The organism is Spirillospora sp. CA-142024, from assembly GCF_050942325.1.
GTDB lineage: Bacteria > Actinomycetota > Actinomycetes > Streptosporangiales > Streptosporangiaceae > Spirillospora.
Genome location: NZ_CP192077.1, coordinates 6,548,440 through 6,567,888, shown reverse-complemented (window position 1 = coordinate 6,567,888; position 19,449 = coordinate 6,548,440). Strand labels below are relative to the sequence as shown.

The 19,449-nt window shown below is 72.7% G+C and carries 15 protein-coding genes, 1 other RNA gene and 1 pseudogene; 7 read left to right on the top strand and 10 right to left on the bottom strand.

Annotated features, from left to right (window positions below; all coding sequences use genetic code 11):
- Positions 1-16: 16 nt before the first annotated feature.
- Positions 17-2,746 (bottom strand): ATP-binding protein, encoded by a 2,730-nt coding sequence (locus ACQPZP_RS31075; RefSeq protein WP_433473262.1) that lies wholly within the window; start codon positions 2,744-2,746, stop codon positions 17-19.
- A gap of 54 nt (positions 2,747-2,800) precedes the next feature.
- Positions 2,801-4,057, bottom strand: coding sequence for a hypothetical protein (locus ACQPZP_RS31070; RefSeq protein ID WP_433473261.1), 1,257 nt, complete (start codon positions 4,055-4,057; stop codon positions 2,801-2,803).
- A gap of 167 nt (positions 4,058-4,224) precedes the next feature.
- On the opposite strand from ACQPZP_RS31070, the gene ACQPZP_RS31065 reads away from it, so the two are divergent.
- Positions 4,225-6,417, top strand: a complete 2,193-nt coding sequence (locus tag ACQPZP_RS31065; RefSeq protein WP_433473260.1) for a hypothetical protein — start codon at positions 4,225-4,227, stop codon at positions 6,415-6,417.
- A gap of 5 nt (positions 6,418-6,422) precedes the next feature.
- On the opposite strand, the gene ACQPZP_RS31060 is transcribed toward ACQPZP_RS31065, so the two are convergent.
- From ACQPZP_RS31060 to ACQPZP_RS31040, 5 genes and pseudogenes are all read right to left on the bottom strand, one after another.
- On the bottom strand, positions 6,423-7,343 hold the full coding sequence (locus ACQPZP_RS31060; protein WP_433479703.1) for a M48 family metalloprotease: 921 nt from the start codon (positions 7,341-7,343) through the stop codon (positions 6,423-6,425).
- Positions 7,344-7,862: 519 nt separating this feature from the next.
- Positions 7,863-7,946, bottom strand: a pseudogene (locus tag ACQPZP_RS31055) (DUF2510 domain-containing protein); the annotation flags it as partial.
- A gap of 69 nt (positions 7,947-8,015) precedes the next feature.
- Entirely contained in the window at positions 8,016-8,414 is a 399-nt protein-coding gene (locus ACQPZP_RS31050) for a hypothetical protein (protein ID WP_433462920.1), read from the bottom strand.
- 52 nt (positions 8,415-8,466) lie between these two features.
- Complete coding sequence (locus ACQPZP_RS31045) at positions 8,467-8,766, bottom strand: DUF6191 domain-containing protein (protein ID WP_433473259.1); 300 nt, start codon at positions 8,764-8,766, stop codon at positions 8,467-8,469.
- 99 nt (positions 8,767-8,865) lie between these two features.
- Positions 8,866-9,408, bottom strand: a complete 543-nt coding sequence (locus ACQPZP_RS31040; RefSeq protein WP_433462918.1) for a pyridoxamine 5'-phosphate oxidase family protein — start codon at positions 9,406-9,408, stop codon at positions 8,866-8,868.
- Between the two features lie 114 nt (positions 9,409-9,522).
- Between ACQPZP_RS31040 and ACQPZP_RS31035 the strand changes: the two genes are divergently transcribed.
- Positions 9,523-10,344 carry a Nif3-like dinuclear metal center hexameric protein gene (locus ACQPZP_RS31035; RefSeq protein ID WP_433473258.1) on the top strand — a complete coding sequence of 274 codons (822 nt, stop codon included), beginning with the start codon at positions 9,523-9,525 and terminating at the stop codon, positions 10,342-10,344.
- On the opposite strand, the gene ACQPZP_RS31030 is transcribed toward ACQPZP_RS31035, so the two are convergent.
- Positions 10,323-11,561 carry an RNA-guided endonuclease InsQ/TnpB family protein gene (locus ACQPZP_RS31030; protein WP_433473257.1) on the bottom strand — a complete coding sequence of 413 codons (1,239 nt, stop codon included), beginning with the start codon at positions 11,559-11,561 and terminating at the stop codon, positions 10,323-10,325. The genes ACQPZP_RS31035 and ACQPZP_RS31030 overlap by 22 nt on opposite strands.
- A 104-nt stretch (positions 11,562-11,665) precedes the next feature.
- Between ACQPZP_RS31030 and ACQPZP_RS31025 the strand changes: the two genes are divergently transcribed.
- The 3 genes from ACQPZP_RS31025 (at position 11,666) to rnpB (ending at position 13,999) form a co-directional block, all read left to right on the top strand.
- Complete coding sequence (locus ACQPZP_RS31025; RefSeq protein ID WP_433473256.1) at positions 11,666-12,409, top strand: zinc ribbon domain-containing protein; 744 nt, start codon at positions 11,666-11,668, stop codon at positions 12,407-12,409.
- A complete protein-coding gene (locus ACQPZP_RS31020) occupies positions 12,406-13,530 on the top strand; it encodes a bifunctional RNase H/acid phosphatase (RefSeq protein ID WP_433473255.1) in 1,125 nt (374 codons plus the stop codon). Before ACQPZP_RS31025 ends, ACQPZP_RS31020 begins: the two co-directional genes overlap by 4 nt.
- A 73-nt stretch (positions 13,531-13,603) precedes the next feature.
- An RNA gene (gene rnpB / locus ACQPZP_RS31015) (RNase P RNA component class A) lies at positions 13,604-13,999 on the top strand.
- Positions 14,000-14,119: 120 nt separating this feature from the next.
- On the opposite strand, the gene ACQPZP_RS31010 is transcribed toward rnpB, so the two are convergent.
- On the bottom strand, positions 14,120-14,440 hold the full coding sequence (locus tag ACQPZP_RS31010; RefSeq protein WP_433473254.1) for a hypothetical protein: 321 nt from the start codon (positions 14,438-14,440) through the stop codon (positions 14,120-14,122).
- 259 nt (positions 14,441-14,699) lie between these two features.
- Between ACQPZP_RS31010 and ACQPZP_RS31005 the strand changes: the two genes are divergently transcribed.
- Entirely contained in the window at positions 14,700-14,903 is a 204-nt protein-coding gene (locus ACQPZP_RS31005) for a hypothetical protein (RefSeq protein ID WP_433473253.1), read from the top strand.
- 45 nt (positions 14,904-14,948) lie between these two features.
- On the opposite strand, the gene ACQPZP_RS31000 is transcribed toward ACQPZP_RS31005, so the two are convergent.
- Positions 14,949-17,204: a SulP family inorganic anion transporter gene (locus ACQPZP_RS31000; protein WP_433473252.1), complete on the bottom strand. Its 2,256-nt coding sequence runs from the start codon at positions 17,202-17,204 to the stop codon at positions 14,949-14,951.
- 1,460 nt (positions 17,205-18,664) lie between these two features.
- On the opposite strand from ACQPZP_RS31000, the gene ACQPZP_RS30995 reads away from it, so the two are divergent.
- Positions 18,665-19,153: a hypothetical protein gene (locus ACQPZP_RS30995; RefSeq protein ID WP_433473251.1), complete on the top strand. Its 489-nt coding sequence runs from the start codon at positions 18,665-18,667 to the stop codon at positions 19,151-19,153.
- Positions 19,154-19,449 lie beyond the last annotated feature (296 nt).

Sequence of the window (19,449 nt, the reverse complement as noted above, 5' to 3'; positions counted from 1 at the left end):
CCTCCATAGTGCATGGCTATTCGGAGGAATGGGAGGAGATGAAAGCGTCGGCCAGGGCTTCGAAATGGCGCAGGCCGGAGGTCGCCTCGCGGAAGCGGTCGGGCCAGTCGGGGTCCGTGCGGAGCGCGCCGACGGCGGTTTCGAGCGTCCCGTTGGAGCCCCACAAGGCGAGGTTGCGGGTGTCGAGGTCGCGTTGGTCGCGGTCCCACCAGGCGTTGACAGTGCGGTACTGGTCGGCGACGGTGGCGCCGGGAATGGCGCGCCTGTAGCGAACCTTCCACTCCTGGCTCAGCGGGTGGCGCCCGCCGTCGGGAGCCGTCCGGTGGGCTTCTCCAAGCTGTTCCAGGACGATGCACCACCGGTACGGGGCCGCGAAGTAGTCCGTCTCGGCGTCCGTGCACGCATCACCTTGCAGGATCGCCGCCAGATGGACGGACAGTTCGCCCGGAGCGGCCCGCGACGCGACGGCGGCGTCGACGGCGTGGGAGACGGCGCAGTCGCGGAGCCGCGCGGGCAGCCCGTCCAGGACGGCGGGGTCCATTCGCGGAGTGCCCCAGCCCGTCAGGTGCGCGGCTGCGGCGAGCTCGGCCCACATCACCAGTTCGGGACGGTCGGACAAGGCGCGCTGCGCGGCCCGCATGTCCCGCAGCGTGCAGGGGGACTCGCGGCAATCCGCCCCGCACGTGCCGCTGCGCGGGGTCACGAGCACGCGGGGCGACGTCACCGGCGCGGCCTTCTCCAGGTGCGAGCCGTCCGGCATGCGGACCAGATGCGGGTAGTCCATGCCGTCGGTGAACACCGCGCCTTCACCCGGCGTGAGCGTGACGAGGAACTGCGACTGGGCCTCGGTGATGTTCATGGTGGCGCCGACCGCGTCCCGGTCGTCCTTCGCCGGCAGCCGGTGGACGATCTTGACGGCGGTGTTCTTGATGACGTCCGGGACGAGCTTGGACGGGATCTGCTCCGCCACGATCAGCCCCTCGCCGTAGGCGCGGATCTCCGCGAGGAGGCTCGCGAACGTCTCCACGGCGTGGGACGCGGGCCCGGCCTGCTCGCTGCGGCGCAGCAGCCGGTGCGCCTCCTCGAACACGCTCAGGTGGCGCAGGCCGGGCGGGACGCCCTGGCGCTGCCGCAGACGCAGGTGCTCGACCAGGCGGACCAGGACGGTGCCCATGAGGAACGCCTTGTCGCGGTCGTCCCCGACGTCCTCGATCTCCAGGACGACGTTGCGGGCGAGCAGCGCGTCGAAGTCGATCGGATGGCCGCCCTCGAAGAACCGCCCGGTGGTGCCGAGCCGGAGGCTGGACAGCCGCACCCGGATGAAGCCGCGGACGTTGTCGGTGATCTCCTGCCCGTAGCCGATGTCGTCGACCACCTGCTCGGCCGTGGCCTGCAGGTCGGCGAGGGTCGGGTAGCGCGGCGACGTCCCCGGAACGGCCGGCTCGCCGAGCGCGAGGTCCCAGCCGAGCCGCTCGTAGCAGCGGGTCAGCGCCGCCGCGAGCACCTGCGGGAACGGCTCGTCCGCCTCGAACGCGGCGAGGAACAGGGCGCGGACGAGGTCGGCGTGCGTCTGCAGCGGGAACGGACGCCCGTCCGGCCCGGCGGAGGGTTCGAGGGGGTTGATCCCGGCCGCGATCGCCTCCGCGTCCCCGGGCCGGATCGTGACGACCTCCGCGTCCGGGAGCCGCGCCGCCATCAGCCGGTACTCCGCCTTGGCCGGCTCCACGACCAGCCACGGCAGCCCCGCCTCGGACGCGGACGCGAGCAGCGACCGGACCGTCTGCGACTTCCCGGCGCCCGTCGCGCCGCACACGAACGTGTGCCGGTTCAGGCTGGACAGCGGCAGCGAGAGCGGTCCGACGTCGCGGCGGTTGCGGTCCAGCACCCGTCCCAGCCGGACGCCGGTGTTCTCCGACTCGGGCGTGACGTCGAACTCCGGCCGCATCACGAACCGGACGCCGGCGACCTCCCGGACGGGCGGGCGGGCCAGCGCCGCCACCAGCTGGGTGCTCGCCTCGAACGGCCCCGCCGCCCCCGGGACCAGCGCGTACGGCAGCCGGCCGAGGTCCGCGGAGGCGCTCACGAGCGCCGCGACCCGGGCGGCGGCCCGCGGCGTCGCCGCCCCCGCCATCAGATGCACCCGCCAGAGGCCGGACGTCGCGGACTGGCGCAGCTCGCGATGCCGCTTCTCCATCCGGACGGCCGTCACCGAGTCCTCCGGGGACAGCTCCGCCATGGACTGGGCGCGCTGCTGCCGGTCCGCCAGGTCGTCGGCGATGCGCTGGGCCTCCGAGGGGTCGACGGGCTCGGCGACCAGCATCCACGCGAACGGCTGCATCCACACCGAGAGGAGGCCGTCCTCCAGGGAGGGGCGCGCGGGCTCCTCCGGCGGCGGGTCGTCCACGAGGAGGCCGTCGGCGATACCGCCGATGCTCACCCAGTGCGCCATGGAGTCCTCGGCGATCCCCTGGGGCAGCAGTGTTCCGCGTCCGCCGGCGGGGAGGCTCAGCGTCGCGGTGTCCCCGTCACGGTCGGCGAGGAGGCCGTGCCCGCCGACGAACACCTCGGTGGGCCCGAACGCCTGCGCGCGCCGCCAGCCGACCAGCACCGGGTCCCTGCCCGCGTGATAGGCCGAGACCAGCGCCGCGAGCCGCTGGTCGCGCCACTCGTCCCGGCCGTCGGTCTCCTCCGGACGGGGAACCTCCAGCAGCCGGCACACGGGCAGGCCCCGCACCAGGTCCCACATGATCAACCGCCCCGCCGGGCCGGGTTCCGGAACGACACGCCCTGCTCCACGGCGTCAGCTCGCCTCCTCGTCGGTCTCCGCGGGGTCGACCACGATCCAGTCGTCGTCGTCGCGCGGGGCGGGGCCGTCATGCTCGGACCCGGTGAGCGTCACCCCGCGACCGACCGCGTCTTCCCAGCGTGCGGCCCAGTCGCGCAACGCTGGGGCTTCGATGATGTCGCCGTCGATCCGGAAGTCGTAGCCGTCCGGCTCTTCGGCGATGCCGAGCCGGTACAGGCTGTCGAAGAACGGTGTGAGCGGCTTCGCCCTGTCCTGCGAGAAACCGGCCGCCCGGTACCTCGCGACGGCCTTGTCCGCGCGTTGGTCACGCTCCTCCTCGGACGCCTTCCGGTGGCGTTCGGCCACTCTGGTGCGCAGGTCGTCCTCGTTCTGCGGGAACCATCGCCGCGCGCCGTCCGAGTGGAACCGGGTGCTCGGCCCCCGGAGCCGAACGACCGCGTTGGTGATGCCGTCCGCGGCCAATGCCTCACGCAACTGGTCGACGCACTCGTGCCATTGCCGGGACTCCATTCCCAGCGGCACACGCCGGTTCTTCATGTCCCATGCCTCGTCCGGGGAGACGTTCGCGAACGCGTACTCACGATCGCTGAACACGTATCCCGACCGGTCCGTCATCTCCGGGAACCCCGCGCGATCCGCTGCCGCGCCCGATGGCCCGGCCCGTTCGGCGGGACGCGACGGATCCGGTGCGCCGGACCGCCCGCCTTCGGGCGGAGGCGATGCGACCGGTTGCGCCTCGACGGGCGCCTCGACGGGCCGGGGCGGATCGTCCCGCCGATCCACCACGGGTTCGCGGGTGCCGGCGGCCGGCCGGGCCTCGGGCGGGCCGTCGGTCTCCACGGGCCGCCCGGCCGCGTCGTCGACGGCGTCGTTGTCGGTTGCTGTGTCGTCAATGGCTGTGTCGTCGGCGGCCATGGCGTCAACGGCCATGGCGTCAACGGCCAAGGCGTCAACGGCCAAGGCGTCAACGGCCAAGGCGTCAACGACCTCGCCGGTGGGCTCGTCGACCGGCGGCTCGGGGTCTTGGACCGGGGGATCCGGTGGGGATTCTCCTGCGGAGGTCTCCGGCAGGGCGTCGTCCGGACGGCCGGGAGCGCTCGCCGGGCGGTCGGGGATCTGCGCGGCGGCCCGGCTGGCGACGCGTGACGGGGCGCCCTCGTCGCCCGGACGGTCCGGCGGGAGCGGTGGCGCTTCCACCGCAGGTGACGGGCGGTCGGTCTTCTCCGTGGTTCCGTCCCTGTCCAGCGCCATGGACAGTCAGGCTATTGAGCAAGGCGGCCATTGGGAAGGCCGATTCCCGACCGAGGGCCTGACAAGTTCCATGTCAATCTGCTTGGGTTGTTCGCGGCATCGCCGCGCATGACCCCGCCAAGCGTGACGATCGAGTCGGCACCCGGACAGAACGGGAGTAAAGCATCGTGAGGGGCAGACCGATCGATCCCGGGGGATTGCTCTCACGTCGCGAGCGGCTGTTCAGCCCCGATCCCCGCCTCGGCTGGGTGTTCCGGGACCGATGGTGGTTCCTGCGGCCCTTCCCCGAGGCGCCGCCGCGACAGCAGGTCCTGCCGGAGTACCTGGCGCGCCGTGTCACCGAGACCGAGCAGCAGGCACAGCGCAGGATGAGCCGGACGCTCCCCGTGAGCGCGGGCGTCGCGGTGTGCCTCATGCTCTTCGCCGCCTGCGCGGCCAGCGGTTCCACGAAGGCGAGCTCGCCCTTCTCGGTCGGCCCGCTGATGCTGGCCGTCATCGTCGTGACGCCGGCCGCGGTGCTGACGTGGTGGGCCGTTCGCCAGCGGCAGAGCGCCCGCCAGGCGTACGCGACGGCGCAGAAGCAGATCATCGGCGGGTACCAGGACCAGGCGCGGCAATGGCATGCGCGCAGGCAGGCCCACGACGACGCAGAGCGCGCGCGGCTCAACGACCTGCCCGAGTGGGGTGCGGCGACGCGGCCCGGGCGCCGCCTGGACGTGTTCGGCGGGACCTTGTGGGCATGGGAGGCGCTCCTCACCACCTACGGGGCGTCCACCCTCGCCGTCCAGCCGCTGCTGGTGCTCGACCTGTCCCGCGAGGTCGTCTGCCGTGAGCTGGTCGAGCTGTCCCAGGCGTCGTGGATGGGGGTGGACGCGCAGCTCCTGCCGAGCCGGCAGGCATCGTCCAGCCTGCTGGCCGACATGCCGCCGCAGGACCTCGTGGACGCGATCGTCGAGTCCATGCACGGCGGCACGCCGGACGCCGCGCGGGCCGACCGCAGCATGGACGACCGGATCCTCACCAAGGTGTGCGGCGCCATCGGCGAGAACATCACCCTCGGCCGGATCGCGGCGGCGCTCCGCGCCCTGATGGGCGAGCCCGACGACGGGGACCTCCTGACCCGCGAAGAGCGGCGGCACATCGCGGCCGAGCTGTTCACCGTGGAGTACCGCCGGCAGGCGCACGCGAACCTGTCGCGGATCGAGTCGTACGTCCACCCGCTGGAGAACCTCGGCACCGAGCCCTCCAAGGAGGGGGTCGGCTACCTGACCTGCATCGCGCTCGACAGCCAGGCCCGCAACGTCCGGTCCGAGCTGCTCACCGACCTGATCGTCCAGTGGGTCACGCACCGCATCACCGCGTCGCAGGACTCCACGCCCGCCCTGGTCGTCGCCGGCGCGGACGAGCTGGCCCGGCGCCATCTGGAACGGCTGTCGGACGCCTGCGAGCGGCGCGGCGTCCCGCTGACCCTGCTGTTCCGGCGGCTGCGGGAGACGTCCGCGGAGATGATCGGCGGCGGCGCGGTCGCGTTCATGCGGCTCGGCAGCCACGAGGACGCCACACGCGCCGCCGACTTCATCGGACGCGACCACCGGTTCGTCCTGTCGCAGATCACGAAGAACATCGGCGGGAACGAGTCCCACACGACCACCGACACCGAGGGCGGCGGCGACTCCGAGACCTACAGCACCAGCCGCACGACGGGGACGTCCCGCAGCTGGGGGACGAGCCGCTCGTCCGGCAGCACCTATTCGGGCGGCGAGCTGTTCGGGCTGTTCCCCGACCGGTCGACGAACTACCAGCGCGGCAGCAACCGGGGCGGTTCGACCAGCCAGAGCGACACCGAAGGCACCTCCGTCACCACGTCACGGAACTGGTCGGCCGCCTACTCCTACGCCGAGGGGACCAACTGGAGCGACGCCGACACCACGCAGCGCGTGTACGAGTACACGGTCGAACCCGTCACCCTCCAGCACCTGCCCGACCACGCGCTCCTGCTGGTCCAGTCGGCGCCCGGCGGGGGCCGCACCATCACCCCCGTGGAATGCGACCCGGCCATCATCACGCTGGAGCGCGTCACCACCGGTCCCCTCCCGGACCCGCCTGCCCCGCAGCAGGCCATCCCCGGACCCGGCCCGGCCCTGACCTCACCCGGCCCGGAGCCGCAGCAGTGGGCCACGCCGACCGCTCCGCAATGGGCCGCCCCGCCCGTGGCGCCGCCCCCGCGAGCGCCCCTCACGGCTCAGCCGGGCCCGCCGCCCGGCCAGCAGACCGGGCCGAGGCCGCCCGAGGAGCAGCGGCCGCGCCCACCCGAGAACCCCCCGCAGGGGCCGCCGCCGCTCTTCGGCGGGAGGAGCTGACCGGCTCAGCCCAGCCGCCGGCGCAGCGCCTGCGCCCGCCGGACGAGGGGGAGCGGCAGCCCGTGCGGCTGATGCTCGATGCGATGCTCCACGGCCGCGACCAGTTCCGCGCCGAGCCCCATCCGTACCGCCGCGGCGTCCGCCCGGGCCTCACCGTGCGCGCTCAGCAGCCGTGTCGACGCGGCGGCAGCGTAGGCGACGGCCGCGGGCACCGCCACCACGACCGTGACCGCCGTCGCGAGGACGGCCAGGAGGAGCACTGGCAGGAAGCCGATCGGCCGGTGCCATTCGACGGCCTTCTTCCACATCGGGACGATCGGAGACCAGGGCCTGCGGAGCGTCCACAGCAATGCGCGGCTCGGCAGCGTCAGCTGGGCGTGGACGAACGCCGGCACCGCCCGCCACCCCAGCAGATGTCCCAGCTCATGGGCGAGGACGGCCTCCAGGTGCCCGGGCGGCAGTGAACGCGCCGAACGGGACGTGACCGCGACCGTCCGCCCGAACGGCCTGCAGGCGTTCAGCTCGTCCGACTCGACGACCACGAGCCGGTATGCACCGGCGCCCGCGCGGTACTGCACGTCTCGCCACGACTGCCCCAGCCGGACGCGTTCGGTGGTGTCCGGCTCCCGATAGCCGTAGGCGCGTCGCGCGGTCAGGGGGGCCGACAGCAGGACCGCCCAAACCGCGACCGCGGCGACCGCGCCCCAGACGGGCCAGACGAGGTGCGCTCCGAAGGCGGCGGCCGCGACCAGAACGCCTTCCGACGCCGCGACGAGACCGACCACCAGGCCGGCCTGCCCGGACGCCTCCTGCGACCGTCCCGGCGGCAGATACCGCGCCGGCGCGCCCGGCGGAGCAGACGCCGGCCCGACCTCGGCGCCCGGAACCGGGACCGGCGCCATGCCGGGCGCCGGAACCGCCGGCACGTCGGCCACCGGCACCGGCGCCGGCGGTGGGACGTGCACCGGTCTGCCGCGGTGGGAAGGGGGCTGGGGGGCGGCCGGCCGCGGCGGGCGGCGGCGCGGCGGCCGGGGCTTGCGTGCACCGGCCGTCGGCGGCGGTGTCGATTCCATCCGAGCCTGCTCCAGCGGCGGCCGGGCCGCCGGTGAAGGAGGCGGGGGCGCGGCCGGGCCGGGCCGGGCCGCAGCGGGTGGTGGGGGCGCGGCAGGTGGCGGGGGCGCGGCGGGTGGCGGGGGCGCGGGTGGAACGCGCCCGAGACGGGGCGCAGGTGCCGCGGGCCTGGCCGCCGGATCCGCGGGCGGTGCCGCCGGCGGCCGGGGTGGCGGAACGGGACCGGGCCGAGCGGTGGGCGGTGCCGGCTCTGCCGGTGGGGGCCCGGCCGGTGGGGGCTCTGCCGGTGGCGGCTGGGGGCGTTGAGGTGGTTCAGGAGGCGGGGTGGCGCTCAGGGAGGCTCGGCGGCGGGCTCGGGAGGAGAAGGGGCGTGACTGCTTTGTCCACGTTTGTCCGTCCCAGTAGCGTTCGCGGCCCATCCACTCTGGATCTGGGTACCACCCAGGTGGTGTGCTCACCGGAAACCCGCCTCCCGTCAGGAACAGGTCAAGGCTTGCGCACGCCACGACACAGCGTCAACACGGTGGTCACAGCTTGGGGGTGAAGGGGCGGCGATGAGTGGGATCGTCCGGCTCGGCGAGGCCGCGCAGAGCCGTCTCGACGAGCTCGATCGCCTGGCGGAGGGCGACGAGGCGGGCGCCCTCGCGCCGGTAGGCCTCCAGCACGGACTCGATGCCGTGCGGCGGGACGGCGTCCCCCAGATCGACGCGGGCCGTGCGAAAGCCCTCGCGGGCCGCCTCCACGGCCGCGTCGACGTGGTGGCGCGCCATCCGGGCGAGGGCGATGGGGTAGCGGCGCAGGACGCCGTACCGCCGGTACTCGGGCGGGACGAGCTCGAGCAGCCAGGCGAGGGCGGTGTCCTCGAAACGGTCGGTGCCCGGTGGGTGCACCTGCGAGGGCCAGCCGGGCGGAACGTAGGTGCTCACCAGGGCAGGATAACCCGACTTCGAACCTATGTTCGATACAAATCGGGCACGATCACTCGGTCCGCGGCGTCCGGCGGATCTGGATCTTGCCCGAGTCCAGATCGTCGCGGACCTCGCCGGAGCCGGTCTGCTCGTGGTCGTCCTGGCGCAGCACCTTCTGCCGCTGCTGCTCCTCCTGCTTGACCTTCTTCGAGCCCTCGAAGGCGGACGCGAGATCCTCGAACATGCCGCCGCCGAAGCCGGCGCCGGTCTCGCCGTCGCCGCGGATGGCCCCCATCAGGGACGACTTGCCGGTCCCCTCACGGGGCCACTCGACGGCCTCCGGCTCGGCCGCCTCCGGGCGCGTGCCCATGGGACGGCCCTTGACGCGCTTGACGCGCTTCCGGCGTCGAAAGGGTGACTTCACACAGTCTCCAACGCGATGAGTCTCCAGAATGATCCCAGCGGACATTCAGGTTATGAACGACCACCGGGTGGGAGAACCGGTGAAATCTCCCTGGCGGAGCCCGAACACCGACTGTGGCCGCACCGCGACGGTCGCGTTCACCTCGGGGTCCAGGAAATCGACACGATAGCGCGTGGCGTACTTGGAGTTGACCAGGTCGATGAACCGCTGGAGATCCCTGGGCTCGGTGATCACCTCGGCGCGGCCCTCGATGACGACCGGGTTCTCCGCCTCCTCGGTGGTCACCACGACCTGCGGGTTCAGCCGCAGGTTCACCATCTTCCGGGACGGGGCCGAACTGCTGAACAGCAGCGCCTCGCCCGACCAGGCGCCCCATACCGGCATGGCGTGCGGGCGTCCGTCCGGACGCACCGTGCACACCCAGAAGTTGCGGGCGGCCCGCAGCCGCTCCACGGCCCAGGACCACGGCAGCAGGCCGCTTCCCTCGTCCGGCCCCTGGATGCCGTAGCCGGGCATGTACGGACGCTCCGCCACGGGCTCGACGGGCTTGATGGGCTCCGGTTCCGCGGCGGCGCCGGAAGCCGACATGGCGTTCCTCCCTCGATCGTGCACTGTCCCGTCCCATATCGTTACAGACCCTGGCGCCCCGTGGTGACGCTCGGTGGCTCGTTGGGAGCGGCTCGGCGCGGTAGCCTGCGGGACGTGCGCCTATCCCATGTGATCACGGCTCTGGAGGAGCTCTATCCACCCGCGTGGGCCGAGTCCTGGGACGCCGTCGGCCTCGTCTGCGGCGATCCCGGCCGGGAGGTCGGGAGGGTGCTGTTCGCCGTCGACCCGGTGGCCGCCGTGATCGACGAGGCGCTGGAATGGGGGGCCGGGCTCATCGTCACGCACCACCCGCTGCTGCTGCGCGGGGTGCACTCGGTCGCCGCCACCACCCCCAAGGGACGGCTCGTCCACCGGATGATCACGAACGGGATCGCGCTGCACACCGCGCACACCAACGCCGACCGCGCCGATCCGGGCGTGTCGGACGCGCTCGCGCGGGCCGTCGGCCTCACCGGCGAGCTGCGTCCGATGGTCCCCGCCGACGACGATCCGCGCCGCGGCCTCGGCCGGATCGGTGAGCTGGACGAGCCGGTCCCGCTGCGGGAGTTCGCCCGGCGGGCCGCCGCCGGGCTGCCGTCCACCGCCTGGGGAGTGCGGGCGGCGGGCGATCCGGACCGGGTCGTCCGCACCGTCGCCGTCTGCGGCGGCGCGGGCGACTCCCTCCTCGGGACCGCGCAGGCGGCCGGCGTCGACGTCTACCTCACCGCCGACCTGCGGCACCACCCCGCCTCGGAGTTCGCCGAGCAGGGCGGGCCCGCCCTGGTGGACGCCGCGCACTGGGCGACCGAGTGGCCCTGGCTCGCCGACGCCGAACGGCGGCTCGCGGCGGCCTCCCCGGAAACCGGCAAGCTGGAGACACGGGTGTCCACGCTCGTCACCGACGCGTGGCGCCTTCACGAAGAAGGAGCACATTGACCTCCTCCATCGCCCGGCGGGGCGGGGAGTCCTTCCCTCTCGGGTCGGGTTTCCTGCTTCCCGGCGGGCGGCCTCGGGGGCGGTGCCCCCGCTGGTCTTACACCCGCTCCACAGGCGGTCACCGCCAGCCCGGCGGCCAGTATGTTCTTGGCGGCGTTGATGTCCCGGTCGTGCCGGGCGCCGCAGTCGGGGCACTCCCAGTACCGGGTGCCGAGGTCCAGGCGCACGAGCAGATGCCCGCAGGCAGAGCATGTTTTCGAGGACGGATACCAGCGGTCGATCACCACCACGCGACGTCCCAGCCGCGCAGCTTTGTACTCGAGCATGGACCGGAGCTCCGACCACCCGGTGCAGGAGATCGCCCGGGCCAGGCTGTGGTTGCGGACCATGCCGGAGACGTTGAGGTCCTCGAGCACGATCACGTCGTAGCGGCGCACGAGATCGGTGGTGGTCTTGTGCAGGAAGTCGCGGCGGGCGTCGGCCACCCGGGCGTGCTGTCGCGCGACCTTCCGGCGGGACTTCTCACGGTTCTGCGAGCCCGCCGTTCTTCGCGCCATCTGCCGCTGGTAGCGCTTGAGCCGTCGCTCATGACGCTCCATGTGCCGTGGGTGCGCGATGCGAACGCCCTCACTGGTGACGGCGAAGTCCTTCAGCCCCAGGTCGATACCCACCGTCTCGCCCGTCGGCGCGGCAGGGGCCGGCGCCTCCTCGTCGACGGCGAGGGTGACGAACCAGCGGCCGTCCGGTTCCCGAGATACGATGATCATCGTCGGGCTCAACCTGGTCAGGTCCACAGAAGGCCACGACCAGACGAAGGGCAGCGGCCCGGCAGTCTTGGCAAGCCACAGCTCACCGTCGCGCATACGGAATGCCGAACGGGTGTAATGCGCGCACTGGCGGCCGCTGCGCGATTTGAAGCGGGGGTAACGGGCGCGCCCGGTGAAGAACGCCTGGAATGCGGCGTGCTGGTGCCGCAGCGTCTGCTGCAAGGGGACCGAGGATACCTCGTTCAGAAAAGCCAGCTCAGCGGTCTTTTTCCACGCGGTCAGCGTTGCATCCGTCTCCTTGTAGGTGGTCGGCTCGCCATACAGGTGATAGCGGCTGTGGCGTTCGGCCAGCGTCTTGTTCCACACCAGGCGTACACACCCGAACGTGCGGTTCAGCACCGCAGCCTGTTCAGGGGTCGGGTACGTCCGACACTTGTACGCTGTCCTCACATCACGGATTTTACAGCGGGAGTGGACTTGAGTAAGTCAACTTCGGGAGCCCTGCTGCTCCCGTGCCGTCCTGAAGGAGTGGCCATCCAGGCCGGAGGTGCACGATGAAGGCCGCACCGCAAGCCCAGCTTCGCCTGATCGACCTGCAGGACCTCGACAGCTCGCTGGACCGGCTGGCGCACCGCCGCCGGACGCTGCCCGAGCTCGCGGAGATCGAGCGGCTGGAGGGCCGCCTGACCGAGCTGCGCGACGCGATCGTGGCGGCCGAGACCGAGGTCGGCGACCTGCAGCGCGAGCAGAAGAAGGCCGAGCAGGACGTCGACCAGGTCCGCACCCGCGCCGAGCGCGACCAGAAGCGGCTCGACTCGGGGCAGGTGACCTCGGCGAAGGACCTCGGCAGCCTGCAGACGGAGATCGAGTCGCTGCACCGCCGCCAGTCCGACCTGGAGGAGGTCGTGCTGGAGATCATGGAGCGCGCCGAGGCCGCCGAGGGCAGGGTCACCGCGCTCCGCGCCGACCGGTCCGCCGCGCAGGAGGAGCTGACCGGGCTCACCGGCCGCCGCGACGCCGTCAGCCGGGAGATCGACGACGAGTCCGGGACGACCAGCGCCGCGCGCACCGCCGTCGCCAAGGACGTCCCGGACGACCTGCTCGCCCTCTACGAGAAGCTCCGCGGCCAGTTCGGCGGCGTCGGCGCGGCCAAGCTGTTCCGCGGCGCCTGCCAGGGCTGCCACCTGGCGCTCAACACGGTGGACCTGAACCGCATCCGGGCCGCCGCCGAGGACGAGGTGATCCGCTGCGAGGAATGCCGCCGCATCCTCGTCCGGACCCCCGAGTCGGGCCTGTGAGTGCGGCCGCCGGGGGACGCGGGAGCTCTCGCAGGCTGATCGTCGAGGCGGACGGCGGCTCCCGCGGCAACCCCGGCCCCGCCGGGTACGGGGCACTCGTCCGGGACGCGCTGACCGGCGAGGTCCTCGCGGAGGTCGCCGAGTCGATCGGCCACGCCACCAACAACGTGGCCGAGTACCGGGGCCTGATCGCCGGGCTGACGGCCGCCGCCGGGATCGACCCGTCCGCCCGCGTCGAGGTCCGGATGGACTCCAAGCTCGTCGTGGAGCAGATGTCCGGCCGCTGGAAGATCAAGCACCCGGACATGGTGCCGCTGGCGCTGGAGGCCCGCGAGCTCGCCGCCGGGCTGGGCTCGGTCTCCTACGGCTGGATCCCCCGCAACCGCAACGCGCACGCCGACCGGCTCGCCAACGAGGCCATGGACGCCGCCGCCCGCGGCGAGCACTGGACCCGCAAGGTGGAGGAGACGCCGGGGGAGCCCGAGCCGCCGCCACGGCCCGTCTCGTCCACGCCGATGACCACGCTCCTGCTGCGGCACGGCGAGACGCCACTGTCCATTGAGAAGCGCTTCGCCGGGATCGGCGACATCCGGCTCACCGCGAACGGCGCCGCCCAGGCCCGCGCCGCCGCCCTCGCCCTCAAGGACCGGGGGCTCGACGCGATCGTCACCTCGCCGCTGGCCCGCTGCCGCGACACGGCGGCCGAGGTCGCCGCCGTCACCGGCCTGGACGTCCGTGCCGAGGACGGCTTCCGGGAGACCGACTTCGGCGACTGGGAGGGGCTCACGTTCGCCGAGGCGGGCAAGGGATGGCCCGCCGAACTGAAAGCGTGGCTGGCCGACCCGGACGTCGCGCCACCCGGCGGGGAGAGCTTCACCCAGGTGTCCCGCCGCGTCCGCACGGCCCTGGACAAGCTGAAGGTCCGGTACCGCGAGCAGACCGTGCTGGTCGTCTCGCACGTCACGCCCATCAAGCTTCTCGTGAAGGACGCCCTCGGCGCGCCCATGTCGGCCCTGTACCGGATGCATCTGGACGTGGCGGCGCTGTCGTCCATCGACTGGTACACCGACGGGCCGGCGACCCTGCGCACCTACAACGACACGCACCACCTCCCGTCCTGACCGGGACCGGATACAAGGGCGCCGACGGGTGCGTGTGCAGCACACGGAGCCGCTAACCTTGAAGTACGGCGGACGAGCCGGCCGGACGGCCGCGTCGGGGAGCGATCCCCGTCGAGGAAAGTCCGGGCTCCACAGAGCAGGGTGGTCGGTAACGCCGACCCGGGGTGACCCGCGGGACAGTGCCACAGAAAGCAGACCGCCACCGGTCCGCCGGTGGTAAGGGTGAAACGGTGAGGTAAGAGCTCACCAGCGCCCACGGTGACGTGGGCGGCTCGGTAAACCCCACCCGGAGCAAGGTCAAGAAGGGGCCCCGCGAGAGGCCCCGCGCAGGTGTCCGAGGGCTGCTCGCCCGAGCCTGCGGGTAGACCGCTGGAGGCCGCCGGCAACGGCGGTCCGAGATGGATGGCCGTCACCCGCCGCCCGCGAGGGCCGGCGGGCACAGAACCCGGCTTACAGGCCGGCTCGTCCGCCCCGCTTCCCGGCCGGGACCGCGGCCAGGCTCAAGCCTCTTCAGGCACACGCAGGGCACGAAGGTGGGGCCCGGTGGTAGCCGGGCCCCTGTCGGTGCTAGGACGCCGCTTCCGACCAGTCACTCGGGCTGGTCCGGAACGGCTTCCTCGGTGGCGTCGCCGGCCGACTTCTCGCCGGCCGACGGGTGAACCAGTTCCCATCCGGTCCATTGCCCGGTGAGGAGGATCTTCCTCCCGTCCGGGCGGCAGAGGAGCCGATCCCCCTCGGGCCTGAGCCTGAAGGTGATCTTGATCTCGCCCTCGCCCTCAGTCGGCTTCTCGCCGTCCCGCGGCTTGACCAGCTGCGTTCCGTCGGGGTACGTCCGCCGCCTCTTGTCGGCGCTGACTTCGACCTGCTCCTCGTAGGGGTTCAGGCGGCTGAACCTCATGTTCTCCGTCATGGAAGAACCTCCTGGGTTGTGCTCCGGCTGCGGGACCGCGCCCGCAGCCAACCAAAAAACTTGCGTTGCAACCGTCCGTTGAAATCAGCCTTCCGCAACCGGCGGGATGAAGTTGCGCTGAGGCGTGCGACTCCCAGGAATCGGGTCATACGACACAGAGAGCTTGAAACGCGGCCATTACCGTCCTGGTAAGAGCTGATCGCCCTGATCGGTGACGGCGGCGGGGCAGCGGTGCTGGGCCCCGGGGAAAGGAGCGGTGATGATCATCATCGTGTTCGCGGCCATGGTGGTCGCCGGGATGCTGGGCGGCCTGGCGTACCTGTGGGACTTCTCGCGCGCCAGCCGGCGCGACGCCCTGTTCCTTCCGGCCGCCGACCGGCGCACGCGGCAGGCGCGCCGGGTGACGGGGGTGTACGTGCGGGACTACGCGCGCCACGACGACGAACTCGTCGGCCACTGGTGAGAAACCCGCCGGCCGCGGGCCGTCCTGCCGGGGACGGCCCGCGGCTCAGGTGAGGGTCCGGGTGTCCGGGGCCTCGTCGGGGACGGGGACGAAGGCCCCGGTGGTGTGGTCGAGGATCTCGACGGTGGCGGACTGGATGTCCAGGTAGAGGCCGACAAGCTCGATCTCGCTGGCCTCGACCCGCTCCCGGAGCCATGGGTAGGTCAGCAGGTTGTCGAGCTGCTGCATCACGTTGATCTTGCAGAGGCGGGCCAGGGGCGGCTCGTCGCCGGACGGGTCCTCCGCGAGGAAGCGGGCGAGGCTGTGGTTCCCGTGCTTCAGCCACCGGGACAGCCCGTGCAGGTGCTCGACCTCGGTGCCGCCCGCCAGCAGCGCGGCCATCGCGCCGCAGTTGGAGTGGCCGCAGACCGTGATCGTCCGGATGTCGAGGACGTTGGTGGCGTACTCGACGGTGGCGGAGACGGAGTCGTCGGGCGTCCGGGTCCCGTACCGGGGGACGAGGGCGCCGACGTTGCGGTTGATGAACAGGTCGCCGGGCCCGCTCGCGGTGATGATGTTGGGGACGACGCGCGAGTCCACGCAGGTGATGAACAGGTGCTCGGGCTTCTGCTCCATCGCGAGCTCGGCCATGATCGGACGGACGAGCCGGGCCGTGCGGCCGTGGTACTCCCGGACGCCGTTCAGCAGCACGTCCGCCGGGGACATCTCGGGCGCGTCGAGCTCGGCCTCCGAGCGCCGCCGCCGGTTCGCCCAGGGGGCCCACCAGCGGCTGGGGGGCGTTTTACGTGGTTGGGACATATCGCCTGTCACGGCTCTTTCATACCAAGCCTCGTGAACCTCGTCGATGTCGACCCTGCCTCCCTGGCGTTCGTGCGCCAGCCGCCACTGGTGGATCGCGTCGAACGCGGCGTGGTCCATGAAGTCGACGTTGAGGTCCAGGTCGACGCTGGAACCGGCCGGGACGGCCTGGAGCACACGCGTCACCTTCGGGACGCCGAGGAAGGTCAGGGTGCCCTCCACCACCACGTGCGTGCGGGCCGGGCCGGGGCCGTCGTCCGGTTCCCGGGCGAGCTGCTCGGAGCGGACCGAGAGCCGGGTCAGCCGGCGCAGCGCCAGCACCGACATGACCCCGATGCCGAGCAGCACGCCCTCGCCGAGGCCGAGCAGGACCACACCGCCGAAGGTGACGTAGTAGGCGGGCGACTCACGGTGGTGCCGGAGATCGCGCACGCGGGCGGTGTCCATCAGCTTCATGCCGAGCACGACCAGCAGTGCCGCGAGCGCCGACAGCGGCACCTGCTCGATCACCGGGCCGCAGGACAGCGCGAGCACCAGCACCCACACGCCGTGCAGCACGGTGGACGTCCGGGAGCGGGCGCCCGCCTCGACGTTGGCCGTGCTGCGGACGATCACGCCCGCGACCGGCAGCCCGCCGAGGAGCCCCGACACCACGTTGCCGGCGCCCTGGCCCAGCAGCTCCCGGTCGAGGTCGGCGCGCGGGACGCCGGCCGGCCGTGCCCGGTCGATCGCCACGCTGCACAGGAGCGACTCGATGGCCGCCACGAGCGCGACGGAGACGACCGCGCCCGCGATGCCCGGCAGCGACCCGTGCGGCGGGACGGGCGGGCTCCAGCCGCCGAGGAGGGTGTCGGGGAGGTCCACCCGCCGCGCGTTCCAGCCGAGCGACCAGACCGCCACGGTGGCGAGCGCGACGGCGGGCAGCGGGCCGGGGACGAGGCGCAGCCACCCGCCGCGGGGCAGCCGGGACCAGACCAGCAGGACGAGGAGGGTCAGACCGCCCACGAGGGCCGGATGCGTGTGCGGGTGCACGAGCTGGCCGGGCAGCTCCCGCAGGTTGGCGACGGCGGACCCCTGCGGGCTGCCGCCCAGCATCACGTGGACCTGCGCCAGCACGAGGACGCCGCCGACCCCGGCGAGCATCCCGTGCACCACGGCGGGCGAGACGGCGAAGGCGGCACGGGCGACCCGCGTGGCGCCCAGCAGGAGCTGCAGCAGCCCGCCGAGCAAGGTGATCATGCAGGTGGCGCGCCAGCCGTAGGTCTGCACGAGCTCGGCCACGACCACGGTCAGCCCGGCGGCCGGCCCGCTGACCTGGAGCGGCGAGCCGCCGATCAGGCCCGCGACGACGCCGCCCGCGACGGCGGCGACCAGCCCGGCGGCGACCGGTGCGCCGGACGCCACCGCGATGCCCAGCGACAGCGGGATCGCGACCAGGAACACGACGAACGACGCGAGCAGGTCCCGCCGAAGCGTGGTTACGTTGAGTGGCTTTGGAGTCACTCAATGCATATAACCAGGATTCGCTCCGCTTCGCCTGGGAGCCACGCGGTTGATCGCGAGTGCGGGCGCGCCCTGCATTGAGCAGCGGCCGGCGGGGGGCGACCACGGATGAGACGAGGACCGCCGGACGGATCCGGCGGCCCTCGGCGCGGTGCGCGCGTTCAGGACGCATTCAAAGGGTTGCTGTGGGGGTCGGACGGGGATGTGGGCCGCGGTGCATTCTGGAGTTGAGGTTGGCGTGCGGCGGACCAGCCGGATGTCGTTCCGGCCTGTCGCTCGCATGTTCGAACACGGTGACGTAATGTGCTCGCCATGATGCCGTACGCAGCCGGTGAAGGGGGTGGCAACCCGGCGACCGCACCCTCGGGTGCGGACGTCATGGCCGCTGTCGTGTCCGATGCTGTGGGCGGGCCCGTGGCCGGGGCTGGGGTTCGGCGGTTTCGGGGGCGTAACAAGGCTCCGGCGTGGCGGCGTCCGGATGCGGTGACGGTGGTGCGGTTGCGGCTGGCTCCTGATCCGGCTGCCCGGTGCCGGTTGGAGCGGTTGTTTGCGGCGGCGTGGTCGTTGAAGCGGGCGGTGCGGCGGGATGCCCGGTCCCGCGCCGTCGCCTACCGGGCTGGACGCGGCCGTCGTTGCAAGGATGAGGCGGAGGTGTGGCGGGGCCGGTTGGGGTTGTCGCGGGAGGGGTTGGAGCGGTCGGCGTACCGGCATCTGGACGCCTCGGGTCATCTGCGGCATCACCTGTCCAAGGCGGTGGCGATGCATCTGGCCGATGAGGTGTGGGCGGGGCTGGAGCGGCATCTGTTCCCGGACGCCTCGGGTCGCCGCCAGGGTCTGCCCAAGACCGGGTCGTGGTGGGAGTTCACCCGGATCCCGGGTCGGGCCCGTTCGCACAGCACGGCCCGCAAGTGGGAGACGTTCCGGCTGCACGGCACCTTGGCCGGTCACCTGGCCGCCCACGCGGCACCGGATCTGCCAGATGGCCTTCCGGACGGCTTGTCACCGCGAAGCACGGCGGGCTTACCGCCGGGGACCAGCGTGCTGGCGCAGCCGCGGGTGATGCCGGTCCCGGCAGCGCCGCGCACGCGTGGCCGGAAGGGGGTGTGGTGGGAGTATGGCGGGCCGTTGGTGCTGGTGTTCGCGGGTGGCCCGGACGGGGTTCGGGGTGATCTGGTGGTTCCGGTGCGGCTGCCGCAGGGCGCGGGCCAGTGGCCGCACCTGGTGCACGCCCTGGATGATCCGCAGGCGTGGCACAAGGTCGACCTGGTCCGGCGCCGTGACCCGGCCGGGCCGGGCGGGTGGGTGTACGAGGCGCATCTGATGGTGTTGAAACCGGCGTTCGTTCCCGCCTCGACCGCGGCGCGCCGGGCGAAGGTTCCGTCCGGCCGGCGGGGCGGGGTCGACGGCAACGTCTCCAACCTCGCCGCCAGGCCGCCGGATTGGCGGCCAAGCAGGTGCAGGTGCCGGGTGGGCCGCGTGTCACTCGCGCCGACGGCAAACCCGTCCGCTCCCCACGCCGCGACGAGGTATCCAAGACCTATCGGCGCATCCGCGCCCGGCACGCCGCCGCGTCCTGGCGTGCCGCCCAGTCCCGCGTCACCAAGGCCCGGCAGATCGCCGCGCAGATCGTCGCCGTTCATGGTGCGGATCTGGTGATCGAGGACTGCCGCATCACCGCCTGGTTCCGGCTGTGGGGGCGGGCCTGCGCCCGCTTCACCCCCGGCACCCTCATCACCGCACTCGACCACCAATGCCGCGCCGCCGACGGGCGGCTGCTGCGCGCCTCCACCCGCATCACCGCCCTGTCCCAGCACTGCCCATGTGGGCGACGCGTCCCCAAACCCCTGGACGTGCGCACCCACCACTGCCCAATCGAGGACGGCGGATGCGGCCTGACCGGACCTGGTCGCCGCCGCCCTAGCGGCCTTCATCCGCTTCGACGACTGTGATGACCCGTCCACCGCACGGGTGGACTACCAGACCTCCCGCCGCGTGCTGTGCAGCGGCGGGCCGGGGCTGCCTGGAGCCCTGACCGAGTCAACCGCACCCATCCCCACCCCCCACACCGGCTCATCCGGTGCCGGGACGGGAAGCGCGGCAGCCACCCCCCACACCCCCGCCGGAAGACTCGGCGCCGCGACCGGGGAGCGGCCTCTGCTCGGCGAACCCGGACCAGTACGGTGCCGACCCCGGATGAACCACCCCCACCCGCCACGGGCAGGGCAGTGGTCACGCCGGACAGACA